Here is a 15,032-nt window from a genome sequence, read left to right as displayed (position 1 = left end):
ATGACCAACTCCTTTCTCGCCCCTTCTGCTGACGCCTTGACTGGAATGGAGGCCAGCAGCCAGGAGACCTTGGCTGATCAACAACAGAAGGACCTCGCCGGCAGCGTGCCTGTCAACCCTGAGCCTGATCCGGCTGCGAGCACTGAGAACCCCGAAGGCGCTTCGGTGGTGCCCACAGACGCCTTCGAGTACGGCAGTCTCGAAGCAGATGTGGGCGAGCCACTCGCCGTGGCGGCCACCTCTGTGGTGACGACGGCACTGGGTCCTGATGCCAGCTTCGATGAAGCGGGGAGTGCGGGAGGTGGCGTGGGGAGCCCGGCACCGACTGAGGTGGAAGCTGCAGACGGGGAGCTTCTCTTCAATCCGTCCGACCCAGTTCCCGAACTCGCGCAGCTGGGAGAGGTGGTGAGGGCGGCCACGGAGCCAACCCTTGAGCCAGCACCAAGTACGGAAACATCGCTGGACAGCATCTTCACCGATGCCGATGACGTTGTCCGCACCCAAGAAGATCAGGAGATCACAGGGAATGTGCTGGCAAACGCCACGCCTGATCCGACTGGCGATGGGGCGCTGAGCGTCACTGCATTCACTGTTGCTGGGACAACGTACAACCCAGGCGAGACTGCGGTCCTGGATGGGGTGGGGTCGCTGACGATCAGCAGTGATGGTGCCTATACCTTCACACCATCTCCAAATTACAACGGGGATGTACCGGTTGTGACCTATGTGGTCAGTGATGGCCTCGGGGCGACGGAGACGTCAACTCTGACAATCACGGTTGATCCGGTCGATGACGTCTTCTCTGATGACGATGAATCCGTCACCACTTCAGAAGACACTCCCATCAGCGGGAATGTGCTCGATAATGGCACTCCCAACCCCACCGGTGATGGACCCCTCGCCGTCACATCATTCACGGTGGATGGTGATGCCACCTCCTATAGCGCTGGCCAGAGCGCCACGATCGCTGGCGTTGGCACCCTGACGATCGCAAGCGATGGCGCTTATACCTTCTCGCCGGCCGCCAATTACAACGGCACCGTCCCGCTGATCACCTACATCGTCTCCGATGGTGTCGGGGCCACCGATTCCTCCACACTCACCATCACCGTTGGTCCGGTCGATGACGTCTTCTCTGATGACGATGAATCCGTCACCACTTCAGAAGACACTCCCATCAGCGGGAATGTGCTCGATAATGGCACTCCCAACCCCACCGGTGATGGACCCCTCGCCGTCACATCATTCACGGTGGATGGTGATGCCACCTCCTATAGCGCTGGCCAGAGCGCCACGATCGCTGGCGTTGGCACCCTGACGATCGCAAGCGATGGCGCTTATACCTTCTCGCCGGCCGCCAATTACAACGGCACCGTCCCGCTGATCACCTACATCGTCTCCGATGGTGTCGGGGCCACCGATTCCTCCACACTCACCATCACCGTTGATCCGGTCGATGACGTCTTCTCTGATGACGATGAATCCGTCACCACTTCAGAAGACACTCCCATCAGCGGGAATGTGCTCGATAATGGCACTCCCAACCCCACCGGTGATGGACCCCTCGCCGTCACATCATTCACGGTGGATGGTGATGCCACCTCCTATAGCGCTGGCCAGAGCGCCACGATCGCTGGCGTTGGCACCCTGACGATCGCAAGCGATGGCGCTTATACCTTCTCGCCGGCCGCCAATTACAACGGCACCGTCCCGCTGATCACCTACATCGTCTCCGATGGTGTCGGGGCCACCGATTCCTCCACACTCACCATCACCGTTGATCCGGTCGATGACGTCTTCTCTGATGACGATGAATCCGTCACCACTTCAGAAGACACTCCCATCAGCGGGAATGTGCTCGATAATGGCACTCCCAACCCCACCGGTGATGGACCCCTCGCCGTCACATCATTCACGGTGGATGGTGATGCCACCTCCTATAGCGCTGGCCAGAGCGCCACGATCGCTGGCGTTGGCACCCTGACGATCGCAAGCGATGGCGCTTATACCTTCTCGCCGGCCGCCAATTACAACGGCACCGTCCCGCTGATCACCTACATCGTCTCCGATGGTGTCGGGGCCACCGATTCCTCCACACTCACCATCACCGTTGATCCGGTCGATGACGTCTTCTCTGATGACGATGAATCCGTCACCACCCAGGAAGACACTCCCATCAGCGGGAATGTGCTCGATAATGGCACTCCCAACCCCACCGGTGATGGACCCCTCGCCGTCACATCATTCACGGTGGATGGTGATGCCACCTCCTATAGCGCTGGCCAGAGCGCCACGATCGCTGGCGTTGGCACCCTGACGATCGCAAGCGATGGCGCTTATACCTTCTCGCCGCTCGCCAATTACAACGGCACCGTCCCGCTGATCACCTACATCGTCTCCGATGGTGTCGGGGCCACCGATTCCTCCACACTCACCATCACCGTTGATCCGGTCGATGACGTCTTCTCCGATGACGATGAATCCGTCACCACCCAGGAAGACACTCCCATCAGCGGGAATGTGCTCGATAATGGCACTCCCAACCCCACCGGTGATGGACCCCTCGCCGTCACATCATTCACGGTGGATGGTGATGCCACCTCCTATAGCGCTGGCCAGAGCGCCACGATCGCTGGCGTTGGCACCCTGACGATCGCAAGCGATGGCGCTTATACCTTCTCGCCGGCCGCCAATTACAACGGCACCGTCCCGCTGATCACCTACATCGTCTCCGATGGTGTCGGGGCCACCGATTCCTCCACACTCACCATCACCGTTGATCCGGTCGATGACGTCTTCTCTGATGACGATGAATCCGTCACCACCCAGGAAGACACTCCCATCAGCGGGAATGTGCTCGATAATGGCACTCCCAACCCCACCGGTGATGGACCCCTCGCCGTCACATCATTCACGGTGGATGGTGATGCCACCTCCTATAGCGCTGGCCAGAGCGCCACGATCGCTGGCGTTGGCACCCTGACGATCGCAAGCGATGGCGCTTATACCTTCTCGCCGCTCGCCAATTACAACGGCACCGTCCCGCTGATCACCTACATCGTCTCCGATGGTGTCGGGGCCACCGATTCCTCCACACTCACCATCACCGTTGATCCGGTCGATGACGTCTTCTCTGATGACGATGAATCCGTCACCACCCAGGAAGACACTCCCATCAGCGGGAATGTGCTCGATAATGGCACTCCCAACCCCACCGGTGATGGACCCCTCGCCGTCACATCATTCACGGTGGATGGTGATGCCACCTCCTATAGCGCTGGCCAGAGCGCCACGATCGCTGGCGTTGGCACCCTGACGATCGCAAGCGATGGCGCTTATACCTTCTCGCCGCTCGCCAATTACAACGGCACCGTCCCGCTGATCACCTACATCGTCTCCGATGGTGTCGGGGCCACCGATTCCTCCACACTCACCATCACCGTTGATCCGGTCGATGACGTCTTCTCTGATGACGATGAATCCGTCACCACCCAGGAAGACACTCCCATCAGCGGGAATGTGCTCGATAATGGCACTCCCAACCCCACCGGTGATGGACCCCTCGCCGTCACATCATTCACGGTGGATGGTGATGCCACCTCCTATAGCGCTGGCCAGAGCGCCACGATCGCTGGCGTTGGCACCCTGACGATCGCAAGCGATGGCGCTTATACCTTCTCGCCGGCCGCCAATTACAACGGCACCGTCCCGCTGATCACCTACATCGTCTCCGATGGTGTCGGGGCCACCGATTCCTCCACACTCACCATCACCGTTGATCCGGTCGATGACGTCTTCTCTGATGACGATGAATCCGTCACCACTTCAGAAGACACTCCCATCAGCGGGAATGTGCTCGATAATGGCACTCCCAACCCCACCGGTGATGGACCCCTCGCCGTCACATCATTCACGGTGGATGGTGATGCCACCTCCTATAGCGCTGGCCAGAGCGCCACGATCGCTGGCGTTGGCACCCTGACGATCGCAAGCGATGGCGCTTATACCTTCTCGCCGGCCGCCAATTACAACGGCACCGTCCCGCTGATCACCTACATCGTCTCCGATGGTGTCGGGGCCACCGATTCCTCCACACTCACCATCACCGTTGGTCCGGTCGATGACGTCTTCTCTGATGACGATGAATCCGTCACCACCCAGGAAGACACTCCCATCAGCGGGAATGTGCTCGATAATGGCACTCCCAACCCCACCGGTGATGGACCCCTCGCCGTCACATCATTCACGGTGGATGGTGATGCCACCTCCTATAGCGCTGGCCAGAGCGCCACGATCGCTGGCGTTGGCACCCTGACGATCGCAAGCGATGGCGCTTATACCTTCTCGCCGGCCGCCAATTACAACGGCACCGTCCCGCTGATCACCTACATCGTCTCCGATGGTGTCGGGGCCACCGATTCCTCCACACTCACCATCACCGTTGATCCGGTCGATGACGTCTTCTCTGATGACGATGAATCCGTCACCACCCAGGAAGACACTCCCATCAGCGGGAATGTGCTCGATAATGGCACTCCCAACCCCACCGGTGATGGACCCCTCGCCGTCACATCATTCACGGTGGATGGTGATGCCACCTCCTATAGCGCTGGCCAGAGCGCCACGATCGCTGGCGTTGGCACCCTGACGATCGCAAGCGATGGCGCTTATACCTTCTCGCCGCTCGCCAATTACAACGGCACCGTCCCGCTGATCACCTACATCGTCTCCGATGGTGTCGGGGCCACCGATTCCTCCACACTCACCATCACCGTTGATCCGGTCGATGACGTCTTCTCTGATGACGATGAATCCGTCACCACCCAGGAAGACACTCCCATCAGCGGGAATGTGCTCGATAATGGCACTCCCAACCCCACCGGTGATGGACCCCTCGCCGTCACATCATTCACGGTGGATGGTGATGCCACCTCCTATAGCGCTGGCCAGAGCGCCACGATCGCTGGCGTTGGCACCCTGACGATCGCAAGCGATGGCGCTTATACCTTCTCGCCGGCCGCCAATTACAACGGCACCGTCCCGCTGATCACCTACATCGTCTCCGATGGTGTCGGGGCCACCGATTCCTCCACACTCACCATCACCGTTGATCCGGTCGATGACGTCTTCTCTGATGACGATGAATCCGTCACCACCCAGGAAGACACTCCCATCAGCGGGAATGTGCTCGATAATGGCACTCCCAACCCCACCGGTGATGGACCCCTCGCCGTCACATCATTCACGGTGGATGGTGATGCCACCTCCTATAGCGCTGGCCAGAGCGCCACGATCGCTGGCGTTGGCACCCTGACGATCGCAAGCGATGGCGCTTATACCTTCTCGCCGGCCGCCAATTACAACGGCACCGTCCCGCTGATCACCTACATCGTCTCCGATGGTGTCGGGGCCACCGATTCCTCCACACTCACCATCACCGTTGATCCGGTCGATGACGTCTTCTCTGATGACGATGAATCCGTCACCACTTCAGAAGACACTCCCATCAGCGGGAATGTGCTCGATAATGGCACTCCCAACCCCACCGGTGATGGACCCCTCGCCGTCACATCATTCACGGTGGATGGTGATGCCACCTCCTATAGCGCTGGCCAGAGCGCCACGATCGCTGGCGTTGGCACCCTGACGATCGCAAGCGATGGCGCTTATACCTTCTCGCCGGCCGCCAATTACAACGGCACCGTCCCGCTGATCACCTACATCGTCTCCGATGGTGTCGGGGCCACCGATTCCTCCACACTCACCATCACCGTTGATCCGGTCGATGACGTCTTCTCTGATGACGATGAATCCGTCACCACTTCAGAAGACACTCCCATCAGCGGGAATGTGCTCGATAATGGCACTCCCAACCCCACCGGTGATGGACCCCTCGCCGTCACATCATTCACGGTGGATGGTGATGCCACCTCCTATAGCGCTGGCCAGAGCGCCACGATCGCTGGCGTTGGCACCCTGACGATCGCAAGCGATGGCGCTTATACCTTCTCGCCGGCCGCCAATTACAACGGCACCGTCCCGCTGATCACCTACATCGTCTCCGATGGTGTCGGGGCCACCGATTCCTCCACACTCACCATCACCGTTGATCCGGTCGATGACGTCTTCTCTGATGACGATGAATCCGTCACCACTTCAGAAGACACTCCCATCAGCGGGAATGTGCTCGATAATGGCACTCCCAACCCCACCGGTGATGGACCCCTCGCCGTCACATCATTCACGGTGGATGGTGATGCCACCTCCTATAGCGCTGGCCAGAGCGCCACGATCGCTGGCGTTGGCACCCTGACGATCGCAAGCGATGGCGCTTATACCTTCTCGCCGGCCGCCAATTACAACGGCACCGTCCCGCTGATCACCTACATCGTCTCCGATGGTGTCGGGGCCACCGATTCCTCCACACTCACCATCACCGTTGATCCGGTCGATGACGTCTTCTCTGATGACGATGAATCCGTCACCACTTCAGAAGACACTCCCATCAGCGGGAATGTGCTCGATAATGGCACTCCCAACCCCACCGGTGATGGACCCCTCGCCGTCACATCATTCACGGTGGATGGTGATGCCACCTCCTATAGCGCTGGCCAGAGCGCCACGATCGCTGGCGTTGGCACCCTGACGATCGCAAGCGATGGCGCTTATACCTTCTCGCCGGCCGCCAATTACAACGGCACCGTCCCGCTGATCACCTACATCGTCTCCGATGGTGTCGGGGCCACCGATTCCTCCACACTCACCATCACCGTTGGTCCGGTCGATGACGTCTTCTCTGATGACGATGAATCCGTCACCACTTCAGAAGACACTCCCATCAGCGGGAATGTGCTCGATAATGGCACTCCCAACCCCACCGGTGATGGACCCCTCGCCGTCACATCATTCACGGTGGATGGTGATGCCACCTCCTATAGCGCTGGCCAGAGCGCCACGATCGCTGGCGTTGGCACCCTGACGATCGCGAGCGATGGCGCTTATACCTTCTCGCCGGCCGCCAATTACAACGGCACCGTCCCGCTGATCACCTACATCGTCTCCGATGGTGTCGGGGCCACCGATTCCTCCACACTCACCATCACCGTTGATCCGGTCGATGACGTCTTCTCTGATGACGATGAATCCGTCACCACTTCAGAAGACACTCCCATCAGCGGGAATGTGCTCGATAATGGCACTCCCAACCCCACCGGTGATGGACCCCTCGCCGTCACATCATTCACGGTGGATGGTGATGCCACCTCCTATAGCGCTGGCCAGAGCGCCACGATCGCTGGCGTTGGCACCCTGACGATCGCAAGCGATGGCGCTTATACCTTCTCGCCGGCCGCCAATTACAACGGCACCGTCCCGCTGATCACCTACATCGTCTCCGATGGTGTCGGGGCCACCGATTCCTCCACACTCACCATCACCGTTGATCCGGTCGATGACGTCTTCTCTGATGACGATGAATCCGTCACCACTTCAGAAGACACTCCCATCAGCGGGAATGTGCTCGATAATGGCACTCCCAACCCCACCGGTGATGGACCCCTCGCCGTCACATCATTCACGGTGGATGGTGATGCCACCTCCTATAGCGCTGGCCAGAGCGCCACGATCGCTGGCGTTGGCACCCTGACGATCGCAAGCGATGGCGCTTATACCTTCTCGCCGGCCGCCAATTACAACGGCACCGTCCCGCTGATCACCTACATCGTCTCCGATGGTGTCGGGGCCACCGATTCCTCCACACTCACCATCACCGTTGATCCGGTCGATGACGTCTTCTCTGATGACGATGAATCCGTCACCACCCAGGAAGACACTCCCATCAGCGGGAATGTGCTCGATAATGGCACTCCCAACCCCACCGGTGATGGACCCCTCGCCGTCACATCATTCACGGTGGATGGTGATGCCACCTCCTATAGCGCTGGCCAGAGCGCCACGATCGCTGGCGTTGGCACCCTGACGATCGCAAGCGATGGCGCTTATACCTTCTCGCCGCTCGCCAATTACAACGGCACCGTCCCGCTGATCACCTACATCGTCTCCGATGGTGTCGGGGCCACCGATTCCTCCACACTCACCATCACCGTTGATCCGGTCGATGACGTCTTCTCCGATGACGATGAATCCGTCACCACCCAGGAAGACACTCCCATCAGCGGGAATGTGCTCGATAATGGCACTCCCAACCCCACCGGTGATGGACCCCTCGCCGTCACATCATTCACGGTGGATGGTGATGCCACCTCCTATAGCGCTGGCCAGAGCGCCACGATCGCTGGCGTTGGCACCCTGACGATCGCAAGCGATGGCGCTTATACCTTCTCGCCGGCCGCCAATTACAACGGCACCGTCCCGCTGATCACCTACATCGTCTCCGATGGTGTCGGGGCCACCGATTCCTCCACACTCACCATCACCGTTGATCCGGTCGATGACGTCTTCTCTGATGACGATGAATCCGTCACCACCCAGGAAGACACTCCCATCAGCGGGAATGTGCTCGATAATGGCACTCCCAACCCCACCGGTGATGGACCCCTCGCCGTCACATCATTCACGGTGGATGGTGATGCCACCTCCTATAGCGCTGGCCAGAGCGCCACGATCGCTGGCGTTGGCACCCTGACGATCGCAAGCGATGGCGCTTATACCTTCTCGCCGCTCGCCAATTACAACGGCACCGTCCCGCTGATCACCTACATCGTCTCCGATGGTGTCGGGGCCACCGATTCCTCCACACTCACCATCACCGTTGATCCGGTCGATGACGTCTTCTCTGATGACGATGAATCCGTCACCACCCAGGAAGACACTCCCATCAGCGGGAATGTGCTCGATAATGGCACTCCCAACCCCACCGGTGATGGACCCCTCGCCGTCACATCATTCACGGTGGATGGTGATGCCACCTCCTATAGCGCTGGCCAGAGCGCCACGATCGCTGGCGTTGGCACCCTGACGATCGCAAGCGATGGCGCTTATACCTTCTCGCCGCTCGCCAATTACAACGGCACCGTCCCGCTGATCACCTACATCGTCTCCGATGGTGTCGGGGCCACCGATTCCTCCACACTCACCATCACCGTTGATCCGGTCGATGACGTCTTCTCTGATGACGATGAATCCGTCACCACCCAGGAAGACACTCCCATCAGCGGGAATGTGCTCGATAATGGCACTCCCAACCCCACCGGTGATGGACCCCTCGCCGTCACATCATTCACGGTGGATGGTGATGCCACCTCCTATAGCGCTGGCCAGAGCGCCACGATCGCTGGCGTTGGCACCCTGACGATCGCAAGCGATGGCGCTTATACCTTCTCGCCGGCCGCCAATTACAACGGCACCGTCCCGCTGATCACCTACATCGTCTCCGATGGTGTCGGGGCCACCGATTCCTCCACACTCACCATCACCGTTGATCCGGTCGATGACGTCTTCTCTGATGACGATGAATCCGTCACCACTTCAGAAGACACTCCCATCAGCGGGAATGTGCTCGATAATGGCACTCCCAACCCCACCGGTGATGGACCCCTCGCCGTCACATCATTCACGGTGGATGGTGATGCCACCTCCTATAGCGCTGGCCAGAGCGCCACGATCGCTGGCGTTGGCACCCTGACGATCGCAAGCGATGGCGCTTATACCTTCTCGCCGGCCGCCAATTACAACGGCACCGTCCCGCTGATCACCTACATCGTCTCCGATGGTGTCGGGGCCACCGATTCCTCCACACTCACCATCACCGTTGGTCCGGTCGATGACGTCTTCTCTGATGACGATGAATCCGTCACCACCCAGGAAGACACTCCCATCAGCGGGAATGTGCTCGATAATGGCACTCCCAACCCCACCGGTGATGGACCCCTCGCCGTCACATCATTCACGGTGGATGGTGATGCCACCTCCTATAGCGCTGGCCAGAGCGCCACGATCGCTGGCGTTGGCACCCTGACGATCGCAAGCGATGGCGCTTATACCTTCTCGCCGGCCGCCAATTACAACGGCACCGTCCCGCTGATCACCTACATCGTCTCCGATGGTGTCGGGGCCACCGATTCCTCCACACTCACCATCACCGTTGATCCGGTCGATGACGTCTTCTCTGATGACGATGAATCCGTCACCACCCAGGAAGACACTCCCATCAGCGGGAATGTGCTCGATAATGGCACTCCCAACCCCACCGGTGATGGACCCCTCGCCGTCACATCATTCACGGTGGATGGTGATGCCACCTCCTATAGCGCTGGCCAGAGCGCCACGATCGCTGGCGTTGGCACCCTGACGATCGCAAGCGATGGCGCTTATACCTTCTCGCCGCTCGCCAATTACAACGGCACCGTCCCGCTGATCACCTACATCGTCTCCGATGGTGTCGGGGCCACCGATTCCTCCACACTCACCATCACCGTTGATCCGGTCGATGACGTCTTCTCTGATGACGATGAATCCGTCACCACCCAGGAAGACACTCCCATCAGCGGGAATGTGCTCGATAATGGCACTCCCAACCCCACCGGTGATGGACCCCTCGCCGTCACATCATTCACGGTGGATGGTGATGCCACCTCCTATAGCGCTGGCCAGAGCGCCACGATCGCTGGCGTTGGCACCCTGACGATCGCAAGCGATGGCGCTTATACCTTCTCGCCGGCCGCCAATTACAACGGCACCGTCCCGCTGATCACCTACATCGTCTCCGATGGTGTCGGGGCCACCGATTCCTCCACACTCACCATCACCGTTGATCCGGTCGATGACGTCTTCTCTGATGACGATGAATCCGTCACCACCCAGGAAGACACTCCCATCAGCGGGAATGTGCTCGATAATGGCACTCCCAACCCCACCGGTGATGGACCCCTCGCCGTCACATCATTCACGGTGGATGGTGATGCCACCTCCTATAGCGCTGGCCAGAGCGCCACGATCGCTGGCGTTGGCACCCTGACGATCGCAAGCGATGGCGCTTATACCTTCTCGCCGGCCGCCAATTACAACGGCACCGTCCCGCTGATCACCTACATCGTCTCCGATGGTGTCGGGGCCACCGATTCCTCCACACTCACCATCACCGTTGATCCGGTCGATGACGTCTTCTCTGATGACGATGAATCCGTCACCACTTCAGAAGACACTCCCATCAGCGGGAATGTGCTCGATAATGGCACTCCCAACCCCACCGGTGATGGACCCCTCGCCGTCACATCATTCACGGTGGATGGTGATGCCACCTCCTATAGCGCTGGCCAGAGCGCCACGATCGCTGGCGTTGGCACCCTGACGATCGCAAGCGATGGCGCTTATACCTTCTCGCCGGCCGCCAATTACAACGGCACCGTCCCGCTGATCACCTACATCGTCTCCGATGGTGTCGGGGCCACCGATTCCTCCACACTCACCATCACCGTTGATCCGGTCGATGACGTCTTCTCTGATGACGATGAATCCGTCACCACTTCAGAAGACACTCCCATCAGCGGGAATGTGCTCGATAATGGCACTCCCAACCCCACCGGTGATGGACCCCTCGCCGTCACATCATTCACGGTGGATGGTGATGCCACCTCCTATAGCGCTGGCCAGAGCGCCACGATCGCTGGCGTTGGCACCCTGACGATCGCAAGCGATGGCGCTTATACCTTCTCGCCGGCCGCCAATTACAACGGCACCGTCCCGCTGATCACCTACATCGTCTCCGATGGTGTCGGGGCCACCGATTCCTCCACACTCACCATCACCGTTGGTCCGGTCGATGACGTCTTCTCTGATGACGATGAATCCGTCACCACTTCAGAAGACACTCCCATCAGCGGGAATGTGCTCGATAATGGCACTCCCAACCCCACCGGTGATGGACCCCTCGCCGTCACATCATTCACGGTGGATGGTGATGCCACCTCCTATAGCGCTGGCCAGAGCGCCACGATCGCTGGCGTTGGCACCCTGACGATCGCGAGCGATGGCGCTTATACCTTCTCGCCGGCCGCCAATTACAACGGCACCGTCCCGCTGATCACCTACATCGTCTCCGATGGTGTCGGGGCCACCGATTCCTCCACACTCACCATCACCGTTGATCCGGTCGATGACGTCTTCTCTGATGACGATGAATCCGTCACCACTTCAGAAGACACTCCCATCAGCGGGAATGTGCTCGATAATGGCACTCCCAACCCCACCGGTGATGGACCCCTCGCCGTCACATCATTCACGGTGGATGGTGATGCCACCTCCTATAGCGCTGGCCAGAGCGCCACGATCGCTGGCGTTGGCACCCTGACGATCGCAAGCGATGGCGCTTATACCTTCTCGCCGGCCGCCAATTACAACGGCACCGTCCCGCTGATCACCTACATCGTCTCCGATGGTGTCGGGGCCACCGATTCCTCCACACTCACCATCACCGTTGATCCGGTCAATAAGGCTCCGTCCATTGTTATTGATACGGATCCATCCACTCTTGGCTCGCAGACGGGGCCAGAACAGGTCTATGAGTCTGGGCTTGTAAACGGCAGCAACCCTGATCTTTCTACTCGATCAGCATCGGGGATCTTTACGCTGTCGGATCCAGACGGACTTGATGATATCAAGAGCGTCACGATCAACGGGACCGCGGTTCTGATTGCCAACCTGGCTGGCGCCAGCTTCAGCGGAACCAACGGAACATTGACTATTACAAGTTACGATGCCTCCACAGGCGTTGCAAACTATACATACCTCCTCACCAGTCCTGCCACTGATGCAGCCGGGGCAGAGACCGATGTATTCTCACTGAATACATCGGACGGCACAGCTGTATCGTCTCCAGAGACACTCACGGTTGAGATTATCGATGATGTGCCCATGGCCATAGCTGACAATGAAAATGCTTCTGGCGTAAATGGTGCGGTCACTGAGAGGCATGCTGACGAGGATGAAGGTGTGTTATTCAATGATCAGTTTGGTGCAGACGGTCCCAATGTCTTGGGGCAGGGTGTGATTGGTGTTCGAGCTGCCGGTTCCGATCTCTCTTCCTCTGTTACGACTGGTGTAGGCAGCCAGATCGCGGGCACGTATGGAACACTCAAGCTGGACGCTGACGGAGGGTGGACTTATACGGCCAATGGGAGTTCGTCGGAGGGAGACCAGGATGTTTTTGTCTACAGCATTCAAGATGCCGATGGAGACATCTCGACGACAACCCTTACTCTGACACTTAGCTCCCAGCTTGGGCTGAGGGGGGGGCATATTGATGTGGACACCTACAACGACTCCGGAAAGTCATCTAAGCACGTTCACCAATATGATGACAAATACAACGTGAGCGAAGTGGACACCTTTGCCTACAAAGACTCCAAGTTCACAGAGATCGACGAATCTCCACTTGCAAGCGGAGAAAAATATTTCAAGCTTGTAGTTGTGAATGCTCATCTGAACCCGGGAGCCAATCTCCTTGTCAATAACCGAATATATGATGTCACAGACTATGGCAACAGCCTTCATGTCAGCAACGAGGTCTTTACTCTCAACGCAACCTATGCGAATGGCGGGATAGAACTTCTACAAACCTTGAAGATCCTTTTTGATGACAATGCAATCACTGGCGGCGGCCTTCATGGAACTGAGACTGGAAGCGTGAAGGACAATGACCGCACACCTGTAGTTGGTGAATGGCGTGCGGGAGCATTGTCCATCTGGGCTGTAGAAGTCACCTCCAATGGATCGGGTGGCTTCAATGATCCGGTGCTCCAAACCAAAATTAACCCCAATGACCAGGAGATCGTTGTCGGCCTTGGAGGTGGCTCATCCACTTCATATCCTGCCTGGGAAACAACTGTATTCTGGCACTGGAAAGGTGATGCCCTGTACAATGCCTACGATGATGCTGTTCTTTCGGCTCAGTGGAATGATGCAATTGCGGGCGACTCTGATCTTGCTGGCAACCCATACCCAGGCTTTCCGAATCCAGCTAACTTCGACGACTTTCCTTCAGGAGGCTCACTGGTCACCCCACCCATCGCACTAGATCTGAACAACGATGGAGCGATTGGTTTTCTCAGTTCTGTCGACTCTGGAGTCTCGATTCAGGTTGATGGCGTGCAGGTGGGCTCAGCCTGGATTGGCCCTGAAGATGGTTTTTTGGTGTACGACCACAATGGCGATGGTCGAGTGAATGACGTCGCTGAAATTGTGCTCACTTCTTGGGGAGATGATCCGGCTGTCTCAACAGATATGCAGGCTCTGGCCGCTTATTTCGACTCCAATCACGATGGAGTCTTCGACGCCAATGACAGTGCCTGGCAATCATTTGGGGTTTGGCAGGATCTGAATGTTGATGGTGTTCAGCAATTCGGTGAATACCATGACCTTGCCCACTGGGGGATCGTATCCATTGGCCTCGACTATCTGGACGGAAGTTCTACCGCAATTATCGCTGATTCAAGCGCTTTATCTTTTGGTCAGATGGTCATCACCTACGCCGATGGCACGACTGGCCTGGCGGAAGATGTGGCCTTCCTGGTTGAAGCTGTGGAGCCTGATCTGACTCCGGAACCCCTGACATCAGACACGGTGGTGCCATCAGAGGAGGACAGCACCAATACGTTGGCCACTGAGATGCATGGAGAAACAGAAGGATCGGATGTTTCTGTTGCTGATCTGGTGGCTGCCACGATCAGCGCTGAGGGTGCAGATGAGGATCCTCTGGAATCATCGGAGATCCAGACCGATCTAAGCAGCGCTGACCTGGATCAGTTGGTGGTTGAATTCGCCTCTGAATATGGCCTCTCTTCAGAAGAGCATGCGGCCATCGAACATGGTATTGAAGCCACAGCGCTACAAGAGCATCAGGATTTCAGTCTGGACGAACCCACCCCTGCCGATGCCGATACAGGCTTGGTGGCAATGGATCATGCCGACTGGTTGTCTGATGATCAGACCATGACCGGTCTCCATCACCATCAGCCTGATACATCACCAACGGATGAGTGCGATCACAACGGTTCCTCGTTCGGATAAATCCGGCT

The 15,032-nt window shown here is 58.3% G+C and carries 1 protein-coding gene; it reads left to right on the top strand.

The window, feature by feature from the left end:
* Complete coding sequence (locus tag H8F25_RS01475; RefSeq protein ID WP_197211745.1) at positions 1 to 15,024, top strand: tandem-95 repeat protein; 15,024 nt, start codon at positions 1 to 3, stop codon at positions 15,022 to 15,024.
* The last annotated feature ends 8 nt before the right edge of the window (positions 15,025 to 15,032 follow it).

The organism is Synechococcus sp. CBW1004 (genome assembly GCF_015840715.1).
Classification (GTDB): Bacteria; Cyanobacteriota; Cyanobacteriia; order PCC-6307; family Cyanobiaceae; genus Cyanobium.
The sequence above is the reverse complement of the archived record's forward strand: the minus strand, read 5'-3'. Positions and strand labels throughout refer to the sequence as shown.

What these genes read in the sequence shown, in the direction of transcription:
- H8F25_RS01475 (WP_197211745.1), top strand. Translation starts at nt 1, where the DNA reads ATGACCAACTCCTTTCTCGCCCCTTCTGCTGACGCCTTGACTGGAATG.